Annotated in this window: 17 protein-coding genes and 4 tRNA genes; 4 read left to right on the top strand and 17 right to left on the bottom strand. The window is 58.9% G+C overall.

Annotated features, from left to right (window positions below):
• Positions 1-224, top strand: a 224-nt coding sequence (locus ACQ4WM_RS09420; RefSeq protein ID WP_436546436.1) for a hypothetical protein, incomplete at its 5' end; no start/stop codon positions are given.
• An 8-nt stretch (positions 225-232) separates the two neighbouring features.
• Here ACQ4WM_RS09420 and rpoC read toward each other — a convergent pair.
• From rpoC to ACQ4WM_RS09335, 17 genes are all read right to left on the bottom strand, one after another.
• Positions 233-4,480, bottom strand: a complete 4,248-nt coding sequence (gene rpoC / locus ACQ4WM_RS09415; protein WP_436546435.1) for a DNA-directed RNA polymerase subunit beta' — start codon at positions 4,478-4,480, stop codon at positions 233-235.
• Between the two features lie 120 nt (positions 4,481-4,600).
• Entirely contained in the window at positions 4,601-8,707 is a 4,107-nt protein-coding gene (gene rpoB, locus ACQ4WM_RS09410; protein ID WP_436546434.1) for a DNA-directed RNA polymerase subunit beta, read from the bottom strand.
• A gap of 250 nt (positions 8,708-8,957) precedes the next feature.
• Complete coding sequence (rplL, locus tag ACQ4WM_RS09405; RefSeq protein ID WP_094442927.1) at positions 8,958-9,329, bottom strand: 50S ribosomal protein L7/L12; 372 nt, start codon at positions 9,327-9,329, stop codon at positions 8,958-8,960.
• Between the two features lie 67 nt (positions 9,330-9,396).
• Positions 9,397-9,936 carry a 50S ribosomal protein L10 gene (gene rplJ, locus ACQ4WM_RS09400; protein ID WP_436546433.1) on the bottom strand — a complete coding sequence of 180 codons (540 nt, stop codon included), beginning with the start codon at positions 9,934-9,936 and terminating at the stop codon, positions 9,397-9,399.
• A gap of 318 nt (positions 9,937-10,254) precedes the next feature.
• A complete protein-coding gene (rplA, locus tag ACQ4WM_RS09395; protein WP_436546432.1) occupies positions 10,255-10,950 on the bottom strand; it encodes a 50S ribosomal protein L1 in 696 nt (231 codons plus the stop codon).
• Complete coding sequence (gene rplK / locus ACQ4WM_RS09390) at positions 10,950-11,384, bottom strand: 50S ribosomal protein L11 (RefSeq protein WP_034753131.1); 435 nt, start codon at positions 11,382-11,384, stop codon at positions 10,950-10,952. The genes rplA and rplK overlap by 1 nt, the downstream gene beginning before the upstream one ends.
• A 218-nt stretch (positions 11,385-11,602) precedes the next feature.
• Positions 11,603-12,223, bottom strand: coding sequence for a transcription termination/antitermination protein NusG (gene nusG / locus ACQ4WM_RS09385; RefSeq protein ID WP_065310184.1), 621 nt, complete (start codon positions 12,221-12,223; stop codon positions 11,603-11,605).
• The gene (gene secE / locus ACQ4WM_RS09380) at positions 12,223-12,606 is read right to left on the bottom strand and encodes a preprotein translocase subunit SecE (RefSeq protein WP_312434171.1); all 384 of its coding nucleotides are present in this window, start codon (positions 12,604-12,606) and stop codon (positions 12,223-12,225) included. Before secE ends, nusG begins: the two co-directional genes overlap by 1 nt.
• A 32-nt stretch (positions 12,607-12,638) precedes the next feature.
• A tRNA-Trp gene (locus ACQ4WM_RS09375) sits at positions 12,639-12,714 on the bottom strand.
• Positions 12,715-12,780: 66 nt separating this feature from the next.
• Positions 12,781-13,971 carry an elongation factor Tu gene (gene tuf, locus ACQ4WM_RS09370; protein ID WP_436546431.1) on the bottom strand — a complete coding sequence of 397 codons (1,191 nt, stop codon included), beginning with the start codon at positions 13,969-13,971 and terminating at the stop codon, positions 12,781-12,783.
• Positions 13,972-14,059: 88 nt separating this feature from the next.
• A tRNA-Thr gene (locus ACQ4WM_RS09365) sits at positions 14,060-14,134 on the bottom strand.
• 42 nt (positions 14,135-14,176) lie between these two features.
• Positions 14,177-14,250 (bottom strand) — tRNA-Gly (locus ACQ4WM_RS09360).
• A gap of 53 nt (positions 14,251-14,303) precedes the next feature.
• Positions 14,304-14,387 (bottom strand) — tRNA-Tyr (locus ACQ4WM_RS09355).
• Between the two features lie 212 nt (positions 14,388-14,599).
• Complete coding sequence (locus tag ACQ4WM_RS09350; protein WP_436546670.1) at positions 14,600-16,246, bottom strand: response regulator; 1,647 nt, start codon at positions 16,244-16,246, stop codon at positions 14,600-14,602.
• A 16-nt stretch (positions 16,247-16,262) separates the two neighbouring features.
• Entirely contained in the window at positions 16,263-17,855 is a 1,593-nt protein-coding gene (locus ACQ4WM_RS09345; RefSeq protein WP_436546430.1) for a DUF3369 domain-containing protein, read from the bottom strand.
• Positions 17,856-17,948: 93 nt separating this feature from the next.
• Positions 17,949-19,022, bottom strand: coding sequence for a J domain-containing protein (locus tag ACQ4WM_RS09340; protein WP_436546429.1), 1,074 nt, complete (start codon positions 19,020-19,022; stop codon positions 17,949-17,951).
• 136 nt (positions 19,023-19,158) lie between these two features.
• Positions 19,159-20,310, bottom strand: a complete 1,152-nt coding sequence (locus ACQ4WM_RS09335) for a class I SAM-dependent methyltransferase (protein WP_436546428.1) — start codon at positions 20,308-20,310, stop codon at positions 19,159-19,161.
• 59 nt (positions 20,311-20,369) lie between these two features.
• On the opposite strand from ACQ4WM_RS09335, the gene ACQ4WM_RS09330 reads away from it, so the two are divergent.
• The 3 genes from ACQ4WM_RS09330 (at position 20,370) to ttcA (ending at position 22,583) form a co-directional block, all read left to right on the top strand.
• On the top strand, positions 20,370-21,158 hold the full coding sequence (locus ACQ4WM_RS09330; RefSeq protein WP_436546427.1) for an SDR family oxidoreductase: 789 nt from the start codon (positions 20,370-20,372) through the stop codon (positions 21,156-21,158).
• A gap of 67 nt (positions 21,159-21,225) precedes the next feature.
• The gene (locus tag ACQ4WM_RS09325) at positions 21,226-21,624 is read left to right on the top strand and encodes a dihydroneopterin aldolase (RefSeq protein WP_436546426.1); all 399 of its coding nucleotides are present in this window, start codon (positions 21,226-21,228) and stop codon (positions 21,622-21,624) included.
• On the top strand, positions 21,621-22,583 hold the full coding sequence (ttcA, locus tag ACQ4WM_RS09320; protein ID WP_436546425.1) for a tRNA 2-thiocytidine(32) synthetase TtcA: 963 nt from the start codon (positions 21,621-21,623) through the stop codon (positions 22,581-22,583). The genes ACQ4WM_RS09325 and ttcA overlap by 4 nt, the downstream gene beginning before the upstream one ends.
• The last annotated feature ends 23 nt before the right edge of the window (positions 22,584-22,606 follow it).

Genomic DNA, 22,606 nt, shown 5'->3' with positions numbered 1-22,606 from the left:
AATTACGCTTCGTCGCCGTGGTGATGCTGGGCTTGCGTTTCGATGTCCTGCAAGGCTTCGGCAGCTTCGCCGGCCATCGAGGCTTTTTCGGCCAGCAGCAGGGCTTGACGCTCTTCGCCCATCTCGTACTTCTTTCTCTTTGCGTGCGCGGTGCAAGCAATCTGACCGACATAAAAAAACGGCACCAGGGATTTCTCCGTGGTGCCGTTCCTGTCAGCCAGTAGCTACGAAATTACGCTTCGTCGCCGTGGTGATGCTGGGCTTGCGTTTCGATGTCCTGCAAGGCTTCGGCAGCTTCGCCGGCCATCGAGGCTTTTTCGGCCAGCAGCAGGGCTTGACGCTCTTCGACTTCCCACGCTTCTTTTTCTTTGCGTGCGCGGTGGAAGGCCAGGCCCGTACCGCCAGGGATCAGGCGACCGACGATGACGTTCTCTTTCAGGCCACGCAGACCATCGCGCTTGCCCATGATCGCCGCTTCGGTCAGCACGCGGGTGGTTTCCTGGAACGATGCGGCCGAGATAAACGAATCGGTCGACAAGGAAGCCTTGGTAATACCCAGCAGAACGTTTTCGTAGGTCGCAGGGATCTTGTTCTCTTGCGCCATGCGATCGTTCTCGTCCAGCAGTTCCGAACGCTCCACCTGCTCGCCAACGATGTAGTTGGTGTCGCCGGCATTGACGATCTGAACGCGGCGCAGCATCTGACGCACGATCACTTCGATGTGCTTGTCATTGATCTTCACGCCTTGCAGACGGTACACGTCCTGCACTTCGTCAACGATGTAACGCGCCAGCGCTTCGATACCCAGCAAACGCAGGATGTCTTGCGGATCGGCCGGGCCGTCCACGATCATCTCGCCCTTGTTCACGACCTGGCCGTCATGCACCAGCACTTGCTTGTCCTTGGTAATCAGGAACTCGTGCTTGTTGCCGTCCATGTCCGTAATTTCCAGACGCTGCTTGCCCTTGGTTTCCTTGCCGAACGCAACCGTACCCGTGACTTCCGCCAGCATGCCGGCGTCTTTCGGGGAACGGGCTTCGAACAGCTCGGCCACGCGTGGCAGACCACCGGTAATATCGCGCGTTTTTTGCGATTCGGTCGGGATACGTGCCAGCACTTCACCAACCGATACCGTCTGGCCGTCTTTCACCATGATCAGCGCGCCGACCTGGAAGCCGATCGCCACCGAGTGTTCGGTGCCGGCGATCTTGACTTCTTCGTTCGCGTCGTTGATCAGCTTGACTTGCGGACGCAGGGTCTTGGTCAGCGAACCGCGACGTTTTGCATCGATCGCCACCAAGGTGGACAGACCGGTCACTTCGTCGACCTGACGAGCCACGGTGACGCCTTCTTCGACGTTCTCGAAACGCACTTGGCCGGCGTATTCGGTAATGATCGGACGGGTCAAAGGATCCCATGTTGCCAGCGCGGTACCGGCCTTGATGACCATGCCGTCCTTGACGATCAGGGTCGCGCCGTACGGTACTTTATGACGCTCGCGCTCGCGGCCATGGTCGTCGGTGATCAGCACTTCGCCGGAACGGGAAATGACGATTTGAGCGCCCTTGCCGTTCGTCACGTAACGCATGGTTGCCGTGAAGCGGATGGTGCCGTTCGATTTCGCTTCCACCGACGATGCCACTGCCGCACGCGACGCTGCACCACCAATGTGGAAGGTACGCATGGTCAGCTGGGTACCCGGCTCACCAATCGACTGTGCTGCCACCACACCGACAGCTTCGCCGGCATTGACCAGCATGCCGCGGCCCAGGTCGCGGCCATAGCACTTGGCGCACAGGCCGAAGCGCGTGTCGCAAGTCAATGGCGTGCGGACCTTGACTTCGTCGATCGACAGACGTTCGATCTCTTCGACCATGTCTTCGTCCATCAGCGTGCCGGCTTCGTACAGCGTTTCCTGGGTTTCAGGATTGACGACATCGTGCACCGTCACGCGGCCGAGGATACGGTCACGCAATGGTTCGATGACTTCACCGCCTTCAACCAGCGCTTTCATCAGGGCGCCGTTCATGGTGCCGCAATCATCTTCGATCACGACCAGATCTTGCGTCACGTCGACCAGACGACGCGTCAGGTAACCGGAGTTAGCCGTTTTCAGCGCCGTATCGGCCAGACCTTTACGAGCGCCGTGGGTCGAAATGAAGTACTGCAACACGTTCAGGCCTTCGCGGAAGTTCGCGGTAATCGGCGTTTCGATAATCGAACCATCCGGTTTCGCCATCAGACCACGCATACCGGCCAACTGGCGAATCTGGGCTGCGGAACCGCGCGCACCGGAGTCGGCCATCATGTAAATGGCGTTGAACGATTCCTGCGTCGACTTGGTGCCGTCGCGGCGGATCACGTCTTCCACTTTCAGCTGGTCCATCATGGCCTTGCCGACTTCATCGGAGGTCTTGCCCCAGATATCGACGACCTTGTTGTAACGTTCGCCGGCGGTCACCAGACCCGAAGCGTACTGCTGCTCGATCTGCTTGACTTCCGATTCGGCCGTCGCGATCAGGGTGACTTTTTGTGGCGGTACCAGCATGTCGTCGACGCAGATCGAGATACCGGCGCGTGTCGCCAGGCGGAAACCCGATTGCATCAGTTTGTCTGCGAATACCACGGTGGCGCGCAGGCCGCACTTGCGGAACGAGGTGTTGATCAGCTTGGAAATCTCTTTCTTTTTCAGTGCGCGATTGAGCACCGAGAAAGGCAGGCCTTTTGGCAGGATTTCCGACAGGATCGCACGGCCGATCGTCGTTTCGTAACGGGTTACCGTTTTTTCGAATTCGCCGGTTTCGGCGTTTTTCGGGTATTCGGTAATACGCACGGTAACGCGGGTCGTCAGTTCGACTTCCTTGTTGTCGTAGGCGCGGATGACTTCCGACACGTCAGGGAAGATCATGCCTTCGTTCTTGGCATTGATCGCTTCACGCGTGGCATAGTACAGACCGAGCACGATATCCTGCGAAGGCACGATCGACGGCTCGCCGTTCGATGGGAACAGGATGTTGTTCGACGCCAGCATCAGCGTACGTGCTTCCATCTGTGCTTCGATCGACAAAGGAACGTGGACCGCCATCTGGTCACCGTCAAAGTCGGCATTGAATGCGGCGCAGACGAGTGGGTGCAGCTGGATCGCCTTGCCTTCAATCAGCACTGGCTCGAACGCCTGGATACCCAGGCGGTGCAGCGTAGGTGCGCGGTTGAGCATGATCGGATGTTCACGGATCACGTCTTCCAGGATGTCCCACACGACCGGTTCCTGGATCTCGACCAGCTTCTTGGCAGCCTTGATCGTGGTTGCCAGGCCCATCAGTTCCAGTTTATTGAAAATGAAAGGCTTGAACAGTTCCAGCGCCATCAGTTTCGGCAAGCCGCACTGATGCAGTTTCAATTGCGGGCCCACAACGATGACCGAACGACCGGAGTAATCGACGCGTTTTCCCAGCAAGTTTTGACGGAAACGGCCGCCCTTGCCCTTGATCATTTCTGCCAGCGATTTCAGCGGACGCTTGTTGGCGCCGGTCATCGCTTTGCCGCGACGGCCGTTGTCCAGCAGCGAATCGACCGCTTCTTGCAGCATGCGCTTTTCGTTGCGCGTGATGATCTCTGGAGCGCGCAGCTCCATCAGGCGTTTCAGACGGTTGTTACGGTTGATCACGCGGCGATACAGATCGTTCAGATCCGAGGTCGCGAAACGGCCACCGTCCAGCGGTACCAATGGGCGCAGTTCCGGCGGCAGCACCGGCAGCACTTCCATGATCATCCAGTCCGGCTTGATGCCCGAACGCTGGAACGCTTCCAGCACTTTCAGGCGCTTGGCGTATTTCTTGATCTTCGCTTCGGACTTCGATTCCTTCAGTTCCACGCGCAGCGTTTCGGCATCGCGGTGGATGTCGATCGAGCGCAGCAGTTCACGGATACCTTCGGCGCCCATGAAGGCGGTGAAGTCGTCGCCGTACTCTTCGTACTTGGCGGCGTAGTCGTCTTCCGACATGATCTGGCACTTTTTCAGCGGGGTCATGCCGGGATCGGTCACGACATACGCTTCAAAGTACAGCACGCGTTCGATGTCGCGCAGGGTCATGTCCAGCACCATCCCCAAGCGCGATGGCAGGGACTTCAGGAACCAGATGTGGGCGGTAGGCGAAGCGAGCTCGATGTGGCCCATGCGCTCGCGGCGCACCTTGGCCAGCGTGACCTCAACGCCGCATTTTTCGCAGATCACGCCGCGGTGTTTCAGGCGCTTGTACTTGCCGCACAGGCACTCGTAGTCCTTGATCGGGCCAAAGATCTTGGCGCAGAACAGGCCATCGCGTTCAGGCTTGAAGGTACGATAGTTGATGGTTTCCGGCTTTTTGACTTCGCCGTAGGACCACGAACGGATTTTCTCAGGCGAAGCGAGACCGATCTTGATTGCATCGAAGGTCTCGTTGGTCTGTACTTGCTTGAATAGATCGAGCAGTGCTTTCATGTATCACTCCAGAGGTGATTAAATTTCTATATTCCTGAGACTACATTGCCCGGCATGGTTTCCCAGCCGGGCGTTGTGTTTCCCACACCAAATGACAAGGCTTAAAAAATAAGCTGTCTTTTAGTTGCGTTCGAGGTCGATATCGATACCCAGCGAACGGATTTCCTTGACCAGCACGTTGAACGATTCCGGCATGCCGGCGTCGATCACGTGATCGCCCTTGACGAGGTTCTCGTACACTTTGGTACGGCCATTCACGTCATCGGACTTGACGGTCAACATCTCTTGCAAGACATACGACGCGCCATACGCTTCCAGTGCCCACACTTCCATCTCACCGAAGCGCTGACCACCGAACTGGGCTTTACCACCCAGCGGCTGCTGCGTAACGAGCGAGTAAGGACCGGTCGAACGCGCATGCATCTTGTCATCAACCAGGTGATGCAGTTTCAGCATGTGCATTACGCCGACAGTGACCTTGCGCTCGAACGCTTCACCGGTGCGACCGTCATACATGGTCACCTGGTTTTTCGACGGCGTCATGCCGAGGTTCTTGGCGATGTCGTCCGGATACGCCAGGTCCAGCATGCGGCGGATCTCTTCTTCATTGGCACCGTCGAACACCGGGGTGGCGAATGGCACACCTTTTTTCAGGTTTTCGGCCAGCTTCATGATCTCTTCATCATTGAAGTTGTCCAGCTCTTCGGCACGGCCGTTGTCGTTGTAGATCGTCGTCAGGTACTTGCGCACTTGCTCGACCTTGGTTTGCGCCTTCAGCATTTCGCCGATGCGGATACCCAGACCCTTGGCAGCCCAGCCCAGGTGAGTCTCGAGAATCTGACCAACGTTCATCCGCGAAGGAACGCCCAGCGGGTTCAGCACCACGTCGGCTGGCGTGCCGTCGGCCATGTATGGCATGTCTTCCACAGGAACAATACGGGAAACCACACCCTTGTTACCGTGGCGACCTGCCATCTTGTCGCCCGACTGCAGGCGGCGTTTCACGGCCAGGTAGACCTTGACCATTTTTTGCACGCCTGGTTGCAGCTCATCGCCTTGCGTCAGCTTCTTGCGCTTCTCTTCGAAGGCCAGATCGAACTGGTGACGCTTCTCGTTGATCGATTCCTTGATCGCTTCGAGCGCTACCGCCGCATCGTCGTCCGCAGGGCGGATGTCGAACCAGTGGTATTTGTCCAGATCGTCCAGGTATTCCTTGGTGATCTTGGCGCCTTTGGCCAGCTTTTTAGGGCCGCCGTTGACAACTTTGCCGATCAGCATTTTTTCCAGACGCTGGAAGGCATCGCCTTCAACGATACGCATCTGGTCATTCAGGTCCAGACGGAAGCGTTTCAGTTCGTCGTCGATAATCTGCTGGGCGCGTTTGTCGCGCACGATGCCTTCACGGGTGAAGACCTGCACGTCGATCACGGTACCGATCATGCCCGAAGGCACGCGCAGCGAGGTGTCTTTCACGTCCGAAGCTTTTTCGCCGAAAATCGCGCGCAGCAGCTTCTCTTCCGGGGTCAGCTGGGTTTCGCCTTTAGGCGTCACTTTACCAACCAGGGTATCACCGGCTTGTACTTCGGCGCCGATGTAGACGATACCGGATTCATCCAGACGAGCCAGCTGGTTTTCAGCCAGGTTCGAGATGTCGCGCGTGATTTCTTCCGCGCCCAGTTTCGTGTCACGTGCCACCACCGACAACTCTTCGATGTGAATCGAGGTGTAGCGGTCGTCCTTGACGACGTTTTCCGAGATCAGGATCGAATCTTCGAAGTTCAGACCATTCCATGGCATAAAGGCCACGGTCATGTTCTGGCCCAGCGCCAATTCACCCAGGTCGGTCGATGCGCCGTCGGCGATCACGTCGCGCTTGGCCACACGGTCGCCCACTTGCACGATAGGACGCTGGTTGATGTTGGTGTTCTGGTTCGAACGGGTGTACTTGATCAGGTTGTAGATGTCGACGCCCACTTCACCAGCTTGCGCTTCGTCATCGTTGACGCGAATCACGACACGGCCCGCATCGATGTAATCGACGATACCGCCACGCAGCGCCTGCACGGTGGTGCCCGAGTCGACCGCAACAGTGCGTTCGATACCGGTACCGACCAGCGCTTTTTCAGGACGCAGGCAAGGCACGGCCTGGCGTTGCATGTTGGCGCCCATCAATGCACGGTTTGCATCATCGTGTTCGAGGAACGGAATCAGCGAGGCAGCGACGGAAACGATCTGGCCTGGTGCCACGTCCATGTACTGAATGCGCTCCGGGGATACCAGGATGGTTTCGCCAGCTTCACGGGCCGACACCAGTTCATCGGACAGCATGCCGGCGTCGTTGATGGTCGCATTCGCCTGGGCGATGATGTAGCGGCCTTCTTCGATGGCGGACAGGTAGTCGATCTGGTCGGTGATCTTGGAGCCTTCGACCTTGCGGTACGGGGTTTCCAGGAAGCCGTATTCATTCAGGCGGGCATACAGAGCCAGCGAGTTGATCAGACCAATGTTCGGACCTTCCGGTGTCTCGATCGGGCAGACGCGGCCGTAGTGGGTCGGATGCACGTCGCGCACTTCAAAGCCGGCGCGTTCGCGTGTCAGACCGCCGGGTCCCAGGGCCGATACACGGCGCTTGTGGGTAATTTCCGACAGAGGATTGGTTTGGTCCATGAACTGCGACAGCTGGGACGAACCGAAGAACTCGCGAATCGCGGCCGAAATCGGCTTCGAGTTGATCAGGTCGTGCGGCATCAGGTTGTCCGCTTCGGCTTGGCCGAGGCGTTCCTTGACGGCGCGCTCAACGCGCACCAGGCCGGCGCGGAATTGATTCTCGGCCAGTTCGCCCACGCAACGTACGCGACGGTTACCCAGGTGATCGATATCGTCGACTTCGCCGCGGCCATTGCGCAGTTCCACCAGGATCTTGATCACGGCCAGCACGTCGTCGTTCGACAGGGTCATGGCGCCGGTCAGTTCATCGCGGCCAATGCGGCGGTTGAACTTCATGCGGCCCACGGCCGACAGGTCGTAGCGGTCCGAGTTGTAGAACAGGCCGTTGAACAGCGCTTCAACGGAGTCTTCCGTTGGCGGCTCGCCTGGACGCATCATGCGGTAGATCGCCACTTTCGCGGCCATCTGGTCGGCGGTGTCGTCGATACGCAGGGTTTGCGAGATGTAGGCGCCCTGATCCAGGTCGTTGGTGTACAAGGTCTGGATTTCGGAAATGTTGGCGTCGCGCAGGCGGCCCAGCAGGTCTTCGGTCAGCTCATCGTTCGCGGAAGCGACGACTTCACCGGTGTCGCCATCGACGATGTTCTTCGCCAATACGCGGCCCAGCAGGTAGTCTTCCGGTACGGAAATGTGCTTGATGCCGGCAGCTTCGATATCACGCACGTGTTTCGCGTTGATACGCTTGTCTTTCAGCACCAGGGTCTTGCCCGACTTGTCGACGATGTCGAAACGCGCCACTTCGCCGCGCAGACGCTCGGAGACGAATTCCATCTCCGCGCCTTCGGAGCGCAGGTTGAAATTGTCGAACACGAAGAAGTTCGCCAGGATCTGCTCGTGCGACATGCCGATGGCTTTCAGCAAAATCGTCACAGGCATCTTGCGGCGGCGGTCGACGCGGAAGAACAAGATGTCTTTCGGATCGAACTCGAAGTCCAGCCACGAACCGCGGTAAGGAATGATACGCGCGGAGAACAGCAGCTTGCCCGACGAGTGGGTCTTGCCGCGGTCGTGTTCGAAGAACACGCCTGGCGAGCGGTGCAGCTGGGAAACGATGACGCGCTCGGTGCCATTGATCACGAACGAACCGGTGGTCGTCATGAGCGGCAATTCGCCCATGTAGACTTCCTGCTCTTTCATTTCCTTGACGACCGGCTTGGTCGGCGATTCCTTGTCCAGGATCACCAGACGCACTTTCGCGCGCAGCGGCGACGCGAACGTCAGGCCACGTTGTTGACATTCTTTGACGTCAAAGGCAGGATCACCCAAAACGTACGACAAGAATTCGAGGCGCGCAAAACCATTGTGCGACACGATGGGGAAAATCGAAGTGAAGGCCGACTGCAGGCCATCGTTCTTGCGGCCGGACGGTGCTATGTCCTCTTGCAAGAAGCTATGATAAGACTCGAGCTGGGTCGCCAGCAGGAACGGAACGTGGTGAACGTTGGCGCGCTTCGCGAATGATTTGCGAATGCGTTTCTTCTCAGTAAATGAGTAGTGCATGGACACTCCGTGAGTGACAGAAAGGATAGAAAATTCAGGTTTTGCAAGTGCTCGTTTGCAACATTCGCGGCTGCGCATGACACAGACGAAACCTCAAGGCTCTGCTTTCCGGCTTGAATCGAATAAAAACTGCGGCTTACAACTACTACAAATACGATGCGGACGACAAAGGAGCCAAAGTCGGATTTCCCCCCTTGCGAGGGGAAACCTCAGACTTTGACTCGGGCGCTAACTGACGCCAGTACAGATATTACTTGATCGAAGCGGTTGCGCCGGCTTCTACCAGTTTCTTCTGTGCAGCTTCAGCGTCAGCTTTCGACACTGCTTCTTTCACAGTTTTTGGTGCGCCATCGACCAGGTCTTTAGCTTCTTTCAAGCCCAGGCCGGTGATTTCGCGAACTGCTTTAATGACGCCAACTTTGTTTGCGCCGAAGCTGTCCAGGATGACGTTGAATTCGGTTTGCTCTTCAGCAACTGCTGCTGGGCCAGCTGCAGGACCGGCCGAAGCCATTGCTGCTGCCGATACGCCGAATTTTTCTTCGAAAGCTTTGACCAGGTCGTTCAGGTCCATTACGGACATGGCGCTAACTGCTTCCAGGATGTCGTCTTTGCTAATTGCCATTTTGAAACTCCTAAATTTATTACGTTAGTTACATCAGATTGGTACTGAAAGAAAAAAGCGCGCGCAATTAAGCGGCTGCTGGGGCTTCTTCTGCTGCTGCTTCTGCAGGAGCTTCGGCGCCTTCGCCTTTTTTCGCTGCCAGGGCAGCCAGACCACGTGCAAAGCCCGAAACCGGAGCCAGCATAACGCCCAACAACTGCGAAATGAGGACTTCACGGCTAGGAATGCTCGCCAACGCGGTGACAGCAGCTGTATCCAGCGGCTTGCCTGCGTAGTTACCTGCTTTGATGACCAGTTTGTCGTTGGTTTTAGCAAAGTCGGAGATGACTTTAGCTGCAGCAACGGCATCGGCCGAGATCGAGTAGATCAACGGGCCGGACATGGCATCTGCCAGGCTGGCGAATACGGTACCTTCAACGGAGCGACGAGCCAGAGTGTTTTTCAACACACGCAAGTACACGCCTTGGGCACGCGCTTTAGCACGCAGTTGCGTCAAGTGACCAACCTGGATGCCACGATATTCGGCCACGACGATCGTTTGCGCATTTGCTACTTGTGCGGAAACTTCGGCGACAACGGCCTTTTTGTCATTCAGATTGAGACTCACGGTCAACCTCCTTAAATGATGTTCAGCAATCACAACCGAGTGGTTGAGCGCCTTGCATCGGTTCGAACACGGCGTCCGAAGTCAAGAAGTACTAAACTGAGCGGATGGATTCACGCAGCATGAAGACTACAAAACTTGTTCGGGTACACCATCTGCGTTGGGCACTGGCCGTTGCCGGCCAGCCTATTAACCTTCTGCATATGCGATCACAGTCGGCCCAACGGTCTTTGATTGTCTGCCGGCATGGTGCAAACACCACACCGACAGCCCAAAGATGCGCCCGCATCACCCGAAAGTGCGCGGGACTTGATTCTTTACTTAAGCTGCCAGGCTTGCCTGGTCAACACGGACGCCAGCGCCCATGGTCGACGACAGCGAAACTTTGCGCAGGTACACGCCTTTGCTCGATGCTGGCTTGGCTTTGTTCAGCGCGTCGATCAGTGCAATCAGATTCGATTTCAGATCTGCGTCAGCGAACGATTTACGGCCGATGGTAGCGTGGATGATACCGGATTTGTCGGTACGGTACTGAACTTGACCGGCTTTCGCGTTTTTCACGGCGGTAGCGACGTCAGGAGTAACAGTGCCAACCTTCGGGTTAGGCATCAGGCCGCGTGGGCCCAGGATCTGACCCAGGGTACCAACGATACGCATGGTATCTGGCGAAGCGATGACGATGTCGAAAGGCATGTCGCCGGCTTTGATCTGCTCGGCCAGGTCTTCCATACCAACGATGTCGGCGCCAGCAGCTTTGGCCGCTTCCGCTTTTTCGCCCGACGCGAATACTGCCACGCGTACGGTTTTGCCGGTGCCAGCTGGCAGCACGACGGAGCCGCGAACAACCTGGTCGGATTTCTTAGGATCAACACCCAGTTGTACCGATACGTCGATCGATTCATTGAACTTGGCGGTTGCGCACTCTTTGATCAGCGCGACAGCGTTGTCGAACTCGTACGCTTTGGTACGGTCAACTTTGGCTTTGAAAGCCTTGATACGTTTGGATAACTTAGCCATTATACAACACCTTCCACCGTGATACCGATCGAACGTGCGGAACCAGCGATGGTGCGTACGGCAGCATCCATGTCGGCAGCGGTCAGATCAGGGGTTTTCAATTTAGCGATTTCTTCAGCTTGTGCGCGGGTCAGCGTACCGACTTTGTCGGTATGTGGCTTCGGCGAACCTTTGGTGATCGCAGCAGCTTTTTTGATCAGGTAGGTTGCTGGTGGCGTCTTCATCACGAACGTGAAGGACTTGTCAGCAAATGCGGTGATCACGACAGGAATTGGCATGCCTGGCTCCAGACCTTGGGTCTGTGCATTGAAGGCCTTGCAGAATTCCATGATGTTCAGGCCACGTTGACCCAGAGCTGGACCGATTGGTGGGGATGGGTTTGCTTTACCAGCTGGCACTTGCAGCTTGATAAAACCAATGATTTTCTTTGCCATGATGGCTCCTATCTTGGATTGAGTAGTAGCGCCCCGCCGATGTTATCCTGGCGGGGCTCCTCTGACCGGATTCTGCATTAACTCCTGCAACGCTCCTGGTGGCGCTTTAAAACCTACTGCGCGGCGCAATTTGCGGCCTCCGATGCTCACTGTGCATTCGCACAGCTCCGCTTCTCAGCCACAACTCACATCCGCTCGCTACGGTTTTGTGAACCGATTTAAACTTTTTCGACCTGGCCGAATTCGAGCTCCACCGGAGTGGCACGGCCGAAAATGGTGACCGATACGCGCACTTTGGATTTCTCGTAGTTGACTTCTTCGACATTGCCGTTGAAGTCGGTGAACGGACCATCCTTGATGCGCACTTGCTCGCCCACTTCGTACAAGGTTTTCGGACGGGGCTTTTCAACACCTTCCTGCATCTGGCGCATGATGGCATCGATCTCGCGCGCGGAAATCGGCGTCGGCTTGTTCGACTTGCCACCGATGAAACCGGTAACCTTGCTGGTATTCTTGACCAGGTGCCAGCTTTCGTCCGTCATTTCCATCTCTACCAGCACATAGCCTGGGTAGAAACGGCGTTCGGTAACAGACTTGACACCATTCTTGACTTCAACTACTTCTTCGATCGGCACCAGGATCTGGCCGAACTGGTCTTGCATGCCGGCGCGTTCGATGCGCTCGGTCAGTGCACGCATGACGCTTTTTTCCATGCCGGAATAAGCATGCACGACGTACCAGCGCTTGCTGCTGACCGGTACGCTCAGCGCTGCGCCAGATTCGGCTGCCGGAACATCGCCAGCTGCGGGTGCCGCGTCATCTTGCACATTTTCGCTCATTATTTTTTCCAACCAAGAATTACGTCATACAACAGAAACTCAAGCAATTTGTCCGTGCCCCACAGGAAAATCGCCATCACCAGCACAAAGGCAAACACGATCGCGGTAATCTGCGTGGCTTCTTTGCGGGTAGGCCAAACGACTTTCTTGGTCTCGCGTACAGATTCTTTGGCGAAATTCAGGAATTCACGGCCGGTCGTCGAGACATACAAGAGCGCAACAGCAATAACCAAACCAGCCACAAGCGCGCTTGCACGCACCAGGGCTGGTTGGCCTGCCAGGTAATAAAACCCGACTACTCCTGCAATCGCAGCTACTATTGCCAGCGCGACTTTTATCTTGTCACTCGACGTGCTAACAGTTTGCACGGATTGATTTGACATTTTTCTACTTTCGGTGCCCTGCACCTTGACGGTGGCAGGGACGGAGGGCATCGAACCCCCAACCTTCGGTTTTGGAGACCGACGCTCTGCCAATTGAGCTACGTCCCTACGTAAAACTTTTGTGGAGTGCTATTCTACCACCCGGGACGCCCCGGATGGAAGCATAACGTTTCCTTATGCGAGAATTTTTGCAACCACGCCGGCGCCAACAGTACGGCCACCTTCGCGGATAGCGAAACGCAGGCCTTCTTCCATCGCGATCGGGTTGATCAGCTTGACGGTGATCGACACGTTATCGCCTGGCATGACCATCTCTTTGTCTGCTGGCAACTCGATCGAACCGGTCACGTCCGTCGTACGGAAGTAGAACTGTGGACGATAGTTGTTGAAGAATGGCGTGTGACGACCGCCTTCGTCTTTCGACAGAACATATATCTCGCCGGTGAAGTGGGCGTGTGGCTTGATCGAGCCTGGCTTTGCCAGAACTTGACCACGTTGCACGTCTTCACGCTTGGTGCCGCGCAGCAGCAGACCAACGTTGTCGCCAGCTTGACCTTGGTCCAGCAGCTTGCGGAACATTTCCACGCCGGTGCAAGTCGTTTTGACGGTATCGGTGATGCCGACGATTTCGATCTCTTCGCCGACTTTGATGATGCCGCGCTCGATACGACCGGTCACAACGGTACCGCGACCCGAGATCGAGAATACGTCTTCCACTGGCATCAGGAATGCGCCGTCAACAGCGCGCTCTGGCGTAGGGATGTAAGCATCGAGTGCATCGGCCAGACGCAGCACTGCGTCAACGCCCATTTCGCCTTCTTTGCCTTCCAGCGCCATACGTGCCGAACCTTTGATGATAGGCAGGTCGTCGCCTGGGAATTCGTACTTCGACAACAGCTCGCGCACTTCCATTTCAACCAGTTCCAGCAGCTCTGCGTCGTCGACCAGGTCGCACTTGTTCAGGAACACGATGATGTATGGAACGCCAACCTGGCGGGCCAGCAGGATGTGTTCGCGGGTCTGTGGCATTGGGCCGTCAGCTGCCGAGCACACCAGGATCGCGCCGTCCATCTGGGCTGCACCGGTAATCATGTTTTTGATGTAATCGGCGTGACCTGGGCAGTCAACGTGAGCGTAGTGACGGGTAGCCGTTTCGTACTCAACGTGTGCGGTGTTGATGGTAATGCCGCGTGCTTTTTCTTCTGGAGCCGCATCGATCTGGTCGTATGCTTTGGCTTCGCCGCCGAATTTCTTCGACAGAACCGTTGCGATTGCAGCGGTCAGCGTGGTTTTACCGTGGTCGACGTGGCCGATGGTGCCGACGTTGACGTGCGGCTTGGTCCGTTCGAATTTACCTTTTGCCATTTTGAACTCCTAATGATTTGATTAGATTGCTCAGGCACACGCCCGACGGTCTGGTTTGAATTGCTTCTGTGTTGCCTGCTGCGAATTCTGGTGCCCTTGACGTGGATCGAACACGTGGCCTCTCCCTTACCAAGGGAGTGCTCTACCACTGAGCTACAAGGGCTTAATTTTGCTGCATGGATGCATAAAGCATCTGAACGGGAACTGGAGCGGGTGAAGGGAATCGAACCCTCGTCGTAAGCTTGGAAGGCTTCTGCTCTACCATTGAGCTACACCCGCGAGGTATCGTTCACTTATCTTCACTTGCTTTACCCAGTTTTCTTGCAAAAACTTGGTGGAGGGGGCTGGATTCGAACCAGCGTACTCGAAAGAACAGATTTACAGTCTGTCGCCTTTAACCACTCGGCCACCCCTCCGCGGGAACCGCAGAGTATGAAGCATCTACTCACAACTGTCAACCTTGTTTCGCATCGCTTGCTGCTGCTTTTGCTTATAAAGAAGAAGTTGGCTGCTTCGGGGCGTGATTATAAGCCGCCAAATTAATAATGTGCAAGGGCTGGAGAAATAATTTCGCATTTTTTTTGTGCTCCCTGCTTGCGCCCCGCATTTTCCCGTTCCCGCACCCGCTTCAACGGGCGTCAGGCACAGGCATCCAGGCCGCGCCAGCCGGCTTGACCTTGCGCAGCAACTGCTGGTGCAGGCCCGACAGCACCGGCAATTTGGGGTTGCGCGGATCGAGCCGGCGCACGCCGGCGATCAGCCCCAGCACCTGCTGGCCCAGGTGCTCGTCCCAGCCGTCATGCTCCAGGCATTTCAGCACGGCCACGGCGGCGTTGAATACCACTTGCGGATTGTCGGGCAGGCGCATGACGGCCTCGCTCATCAGTTCGACCGCGCCGCGGAAGTCGCCCTGCCCTGCCTTTGCCGCACCGGCGGCCACCATGTCGGCCACTTCCTGGCGGCTTTGCCGCGCCAGCGCCCTGGCCAGTTCGTCGCGGCCGCTTTGCTCGAACACGGCCATGGCGCGCGTCATGGCCGCACTGTCGGGGGCGTTGCGCATTACCTCGCGCATCACCTCGGCTGCGCCATCCTCGCGCCCATGGGCCAGACAGTAGCGCGCCAGTTCGGTCTTGACGGCGTTAGAGGCGCCGCCGCTGTGGCGGTTGGCGGCCAGCGCCGCGTCCAGGGACTCCTGCAAGCGCACCTGGTTGCCGGTCTGGCCATGCAGCATGGCGCTGCACAGTGCAGTGCACAGCTCCGCGTTTGGCTGGCCGCCCATGGTGCGGTCCAGTTCACGGATCACGGCACCGGCCTGCAACGGATCGTTCTTGCGCACCAGGGTTTGCACCAGGCGCACATGGTCTTCCGGATCGCGAAATTCCGAATACTTGGCCTTGCCGACCACCAGTTTCAGCACCTTTTCCGCCATGTCGACGTCGTCGGTGGCCAGCGCCGCTTCGCCCAGGCGGCGCAAGCGGCGCACCGCATGCGGCGACAAGGCTGCCGCATCGGCCAGTGCTTTTTGCGCTGCCTGCTGGTGGCCTTGGGCCTGGTGCGTGCGCGCCAGCCAGTCATGAGCGTCGAGAAAACGCTTGTTGCTGTCCAGCAGCGCTTCCAGCATGGCTTGCGCCGCCGGGTAATCGCCCTGCAGGAAGTGCGTCTTGGCCTGGCCCAGACGCGCCCAGCCGAGCGCCTTGGCCTCATACAGGGAAGCATAGATGGGCTCGGCCTCGGCGGCCTCGCCCAGCAGCAGGTGCAGTTCGGCGCGCAGGCGCAAAAAATCGGTGGCGTAGCGCGGATACAGGCTGGCGCCTTCGCCGCAGGCGGCAATCGCGCCGCGCTCGTTCCCCACATCGATCAGTTCGTGCACCGGCATCAGGGCGGTGCGCTTGTCGACGGCGCGGGCGATGCGCTCGAGCATGATGTCGGCCGTGAACGGTTTCAAAATGTAGTCGGTCGGCAGCAGCTCGACGGCGCTGACCACCTTGGCAAAGCTACCTTCACCGGTGACCATGAAAAACATGGTCAGGGCATGGATCAGCTTGTGGTGGCGCAGGTCTTCCAGCAACTGCTGGCCGTCCTGGCCGCCTTCGAGGTCGTATTCGCACAGGATCAGGTCATAGCTGCGGTTGCCCAGCATGCGGATCGCCTGGCTGGAACTGGCGGCGTCATCGATCCTGGACAGGCCGCACTGATTGAGCATGCTGTGCAGGCTCCTGCGCATGCCGCCATGGGGCTCGATGATCAGGGCGGACAACCCCTTGAAGTCCTTCATGTCGCGCACGCTTGCATCAGGCCGCGTACGCGGGATGCCACAGCTGCGGTTCGTTATCGACCAGGTCGAGCAATGCGGCCACCACTTCCGGATCGAACTGGCTGCCGCTCCGGTGTTCGATATACTCGCGCACCTGCGGATACGGCCAAGGCTCCTTGTAGGGCCGCTCATGCAGCAAGGCATCGAACACGTCGACCACCGCCACGATGCGCGCGGCAAGCGGGGTCTCGCGCCCCTTCAAGCCGTTCGGATAACCAGCGCCATCGAAATGTTCATGGTGGCCGCCGGCGATCTGCGCACCATAAGTGAGGTAGCTGACGCCGTCGACCATATTCGCGGCCCGCTCCAGGATGGTACGCCCGACACTGGCATGCAGTTGCATCTGCACTCTTTCCTGCTCCGTGTGCAGGCCAGGCTTCAGCAGCACCGCGTCGGGCGTGGCGACCTTGCCGACGTCGTGCAGGATGCTGGCCAGGCCTATCATGTCGAGCAGTTGTGGCGTCAGTTCGTCCGCATACACACCGCGCAGCTTCATGCGCCGGGCAATTGCGTCGGTCAGCTGCTGCACCCGCCGCACATGGCCGTCGGTGTCGCTGTCGCGAAACTCGGCCAGGTCGGCCAGCGCCACCACGGTCGCTTCCTGGGCCTTGCGCAGCTGGCCGAACATATACAGATTGTCGAAGGCGGCGGCGATGCGCTCGCAAAACACTTCCAGCAAGTCGCGCTGGATAGGCGCCAGCGGCCACGGCGGCGTAATCGAAATGGCCAGCTCGCGATTGCTTTCGGTATGGATGAACAGCACATTGGCCGGGTGTTCGAACTGGCTGCGCTTTTCCGCAAACGCCTTGTCGATGGCGGCCGTCAGGGCGTGATCCTGCGGCATCGCGTTTGACTCGGCCAGCGCCGCATAGCTGCCGGTGGCAGCGACCACTTCGGGCTGGCCGGCGCCGCCCTGCATCAGGCACAACACGCCGTCGGCACCCACGTCGAGGATGGCGCTGACCTGGTTCAGCACGCCGGAGGCAAATTCGCGCAGGGAATGGATCTGGTACAGATTGGTGGCGCCGGCCAGGATCTTGCCCAGGCCGATGCGGCTGCGCTCGAGCATCATCAGGCTTTCGTACGCGCGCAGCGCCGAAATGACGGTGGTAAACAGCTTTTGCGTGGTCAGCTCGGTCTTGGCCTTGTAGTCGTTGATATCGTAGTCGACGATCACGCGCTGCTCGGGCGCCTGGCCCGGCTGGCCGGTGCGCAGCACCACGCGCACGATATGGTTGTTCAGTTCGGCGCGGATGCGCTTGGCCAGGATCAGGCCGGCATCGTCGGTTTCCATCACCACGTCGAGCAGCACCAGCGCGATATCGGGCGTGTCGCGCAACATATCGAACGCTTCGCGGCCGCTGTAGGCGGAAAACAGTTCCAGCTCGCGGCCCTTGAAATTGACGTTGCGCAAAGCCAGCCGCGTGACCGCATGCACATCGACGTCATCGTCGACGATCAGCACGCGCCACAGGCGCTGGTCAGGCGCCGCCGCCCCGCTCAAGGCGGCCACTGGCTCATCCTCGTCGAGCAGCCAGTTGTCGTCTGCATCGGCTGTGAGGTCGGTCATGGATACTCCTGAGGATTAAATACGCAAGGCACAAGATTGAATACGCAATACGCAAGGAACGCTGCGGCTTGATGCCTGTCAAGGATAATCAGATTAATTGCTGCTTACAACAGGATTCTGCGTCTCTTCCTGCGCCGCTGGCGCTCTGGCCGGCGGCGTGGCCGCGCTGCTGCCGCTTTTGCCGCCACAGCCTTCGCTGCCCGGCTCGACCGGCTGGTAGCGCAGCTCGTACTTGCCGGTCGCCAGTTGCTCGACCGTCAGCTTGTCATGCGCCATCAGGTACAGATAGCGCACATAGACACCCCGCTCCAGGTCGAACAGCTTGACGAACACGGGCGTGGCATTGGCGCTGTTGTCCAGGGTAATGGATAGGTCCTCGCCCTTGTTGCTGATGGCAAAACCGCTTACATAGCCGGACTGCAGCGGCCACGGCTCGCCATTCGGCGCCACCAGCGCCTGCGCGCCGCCATCGCAGGCGGGCAGGCCCGCTTTCAGGCTCAGCTGCGATACGGCCAGCACTTTTATTTCCGGAATCTTCGGCTGGGCCGGTTCGGGCGCATAGGGCTTGCCCACCGCCCAGCTGTCGATGGCCACCGCCTCCTTCTGGTCCGGCGTTGCTGCCGCCCTGGCCTCCACGGCGGCATCAGGCTTGACGCCGTCGCGCGCCAGGCCATCCCAGGCCGAGGCCAGCGCGGCCGGCACCGCGGGCGCACCGCCCTGCACCAGCACGGCGCCCAGCCAGCCCAGCAGCAGGCAGACAAGCAGGCTCAGCCACCAGCGCCAGTTACGCCATAGCGGGGCCGCGCCGCGCCGGGACCTGCCTGGCGGCACGTCCTGCGTCCAGCCATGTTCCTGCTGCGGCGCATGCGAGCGGCCATCCTTGCGCCTGCCTTCGTCCTTGCCGTCTTCCTGGTGAGTGCTTTCCAGCCATTCGATTTCCCATTCCTCGGCGGCGATCCACTCGTCATGCTCCTTGCGGCGCAGCGGGTCGGACAGGGTGCCATAGGCGCTGTTGAGGATGGCCATGATGCGAGCCGCCTTTTCGTCGCCGGGATTCTTGTCAGGATGGTATTTCTGGCTCAGGGCCTTGTACGCGGCACGTATGACTTCCTGCGGCGCCAGGCGCGCCACTTTCAGGTTGTCATAGTGTGTATGTATCTTTCCCATCGTTCTATCTAGAAATCCGTGCGCGGCGACGGGTATTTGCTGGCTGGAAGCAGGCGGTATCGGTCATCATATACGATTTGACAAGACGAACCATGGCCGGCGGCGAAAAATACACGGCCAGCCGCGCTGCCCTTGATCACAGCCGGTGGCTGCGGTCAGCCGACAACAGGGCGTCCGGCAATGTCACGCCATGGCCAACCGCCAGCACCTTGAACAATTCGCCCATTTCGGCCGGCGAGACCAGCTTTTGCAGTGCGATCGATTGCGGCAAAAAGGTTTTCGCCTGTTCCGGGTCGCTGCGCATCAGCAGGTCGCCGATGCCGGCGCCCAGCAGAAAACTGGCCTGGTTCATATAAGCGAGCACCTCCAGCCCCGCATCCTGGGCGGCCAGCGCCATGGCGGTGAAGTCGACATGGGCCGTGATGTCCTGCAAGCCGGGCAGATAAAACGGGTCGGCATGCGCATGGTGGCGGTAGTGGCACATCAGGGTGCCGGTGGCGCGCAGGCCCAGGTAATACTCGTGGGCCGGAAAACCATAGTCGAACAAGAAAGCCGCGCCGCCGCGCCCGGCAGTCAGCATGCGCGCCAGCGAGCGCATGAAGCCGCAGGCCACGCCGTGGATTTCCGTCACATAGCCGACCGGCAACTGGTCCGCCTCGGGCACTTGCGCGGCGATCTGCGCCGCCACCTCGCTGCCGGCGGCCCGTTCCACATACACGAAGCGGCCGTCGTCTATGCCAACATCGAGTTCGCACCAGCCCTCTGGGGTCTTGCTGATCAGGCTGACGGGCATGGCGTCGAGCACTTCATTGCCGAACACGGCGCCCTCGAAGACGTCGGGAAAGCCGTCCAGCCACACCACCTGTGGAAACGCGGCCAGCGCCAGCTCCTGGCGCGCGCGCAATTCGCCCGACAATTCGACGATCGCATATTGCTCGATATGGATGCCGGCGCTGGCCGCCTCGGTCAGGATATCGAACGCCAGCTTGCCGGTGCCGGCCCCGAATTCCAGGATGCGGGGAGCCGTTTGCGCCATAATAGCGGCTGCCACATGGGCCAGGGTGGCGCCGAACAGCGGCGATATTTCCGGTGCGGTTGTAAAATCGCCATGTGCGCCCAGCTTGGCGGCGCCGCCGCTGTAATAGCCAAGATCGGGCGCATACAGCGCATGCTCCATGAAACGGGCAAAGGGAATGGCGCCATCGTGCCGCGCAATGTCGGCGGCAATCAGGTGCTGCAGGGCATGGGACGCGGCCAGCGCGTCGCTATCGGGTTCGGGTAGGGACATTCCCGCATTGTAACGAATCGGCCGGCCCGCCGTCTCCATCACCACACGCATAAAAATACATGAATCACACTTCGACAGATACAACAGACACTTCCCGCCGGGTGGCACTGGTCACGGGCGCCGCACGCCGCATCGGCCGCGCCATCGCGCTGGGCCTGGCGCGCGACGGCTGGGATATCGCCGTGCACTACCGCGATTCGCGCGACGAAGCCCTGAGCCTGGTGGCAGAGATCGAAGCAATGGGCCGGCGCGCCCATGCTTTCCAGTGCGACCTGGCGCAGGAAGCCCAGGTACGCCAGTTGCTGCCGCAGGCGCAGGCGCAACTGGGCCGCATTACTTGCGTGGTGAATAACGCTTCGTTGTTTGAATACGACAATGCTGGCGATTTTTCCGTCACGGCGCTGGACGCCCACATGCACGCCAACCTGGCTGCGCCCGTGCTGCTGGCGCAGTCGCTGCACCAGGCCACGCCAAGCGGCGACCAAGCCGTGGTGATCAACCTGCTGGACCAAAAACTGTACAATCTCAATCCTGATTTTTTGTCGTACACCTTGTCCAAGGCCGCGCTGCTGTCGGCGACCACCATGCTGGCACAGGCGCTGGCGCCGAAAGTGCGCGTGGTCGGCATCGCCCCCGGCATCACCATGGTGTCCGGCGATCAAAGCGAAGCGAACTTCGTCAAGGCGCATGAAAACACCCCGCTGGGACGCTCCAGCACGCCGCAGGATGTCGCCGATTCCGTCTGCTACGTGGCCCGTGCGCGGGCGCTGACCGGCACCACCTTGCTGGTCGATGGCGGCCAGCACCTGATCGGCTTGCCGCGCGACGTCATGTTCCTGGCCAAGTAGCAGCCGGCAAATCAGTCAGCAGATCCACCAAATACCCATCATATAAGCATCATTAAAAGGTAAAACCATGTCATCCGCCCTGTTTCATCCTCGCCTGCTTGACTGCCGCCGGCTGTTCCTGCGCAATTACGAAGTGCTGATCAATATCGGCGTCTACGACTTCGAGAAAAAGGGCGAGCAGCGCGTCCTGATCAATGTCGACCTGTATATTCCGCTGGCCCTGTCGACACCGAAAGACGACCAGCTCGACGAAGTGGTCGACTACGACTTTATCCGCGACACCATCGGCAAGCGCATGGCGCAAGGCCATGTGCAGTTGCAGGAAACCCTGGTCGACGATGTGCTGGCGGCCATGCTGGCGCACCCGCGCGTGCGCGCCGCGCGCGTGTCGTCGATGAAACCGGACGTCTACCCGGACTGCGAAGGCGTGGGCGTGGAAGTATTCCAGATCAAGGATGCGGCATGAGCGCGGCAACGATGGAAGTGGCAACCACGGCGGTGGAAATTCCGGCCAATATCGAAGCGCAAAAACTGGCGCGCAAGAAGGCCGAAAAAATCGCCCTGGAAAACAACAAGCTGCACAAGCGCTTGTGCCGTCTGGTCGGCCAGGCGATCGGCGACTTCAATATGATCGAAGAAGGCGACAAGGTAATGGTGTGCCTGTCTGGCGGCAAGGACAGCTACGCCCTGCTCGACATCCTGATGACCTTGCGCGAACGGGCGCCGATCCACTTCGATATCGTGGTGGTCAACCTGGACCAGAAACAGCCGAACTTCCCGCCCGAGATCCTGCCGGCCTACCTGACCGAACTGGGCGTGGCCTTTCATATTGAAAACCAGGATACTTACAGCATCGTCAAGCGCCTGATCCCGGAAGGCAAGACTACCTGCTCGCTGTGCTCGCGCCTGCGCCGCGGCATTTTGTACCGCGTGGCCGACGAACTGGGCGCCACCAAGATCGCGCTGGGCCACCACCGCGACGATATCCTGGAAACCTTTTTCCTCAATATGTTCTTCGGTGGGAAATTGAAAGGCATGCCGGCCAAGCTGGTGTCCGACGATGGCAAGCACATGGTGATCCGTCCGATGGCCTACGTGAAGGAAGAAGACACCGAGCGCTACGCCGAAGTGAAGGGTTTTCCCATCATTCCATGCGACCTGTGCGGCTCGCAGGAAAACCTGCAGCGCAAGCAGATCAAGGCCATGATGCGCGACTGGGACAAGAAATTCCCGGGCCGCGTGGAAAGCATCTTCTCGGCCATGGCCAACGTGGCACCATCGCACCTGATGGACAGCAAGCTGTTCGGCTTTACCGACCTGAAAGCGGATGGCCTGGCCAATCCGATGGGCGATATCGCCTTCGATGAAGAACCATGTTCGACGCCGGCCACGTTTGGCGCGACGATACCGCTGCAGGCGGTGTGATGCCTGGCGGCGCCATCGTTGCG

The organism is Janthinobacterium longum (genome assembly GCF_051380735.1).
Classification (GTDB): Bacteria; Pseudomonadota; Gammaproteobacteria; order Burkholderiales; family Burkholderiaceae_D; genus Janthinobacterium.
Note: the sequence above shows the minus strand (reverse complement) of the source record. Positions and strands in the feature narration are given on the sequence as shown.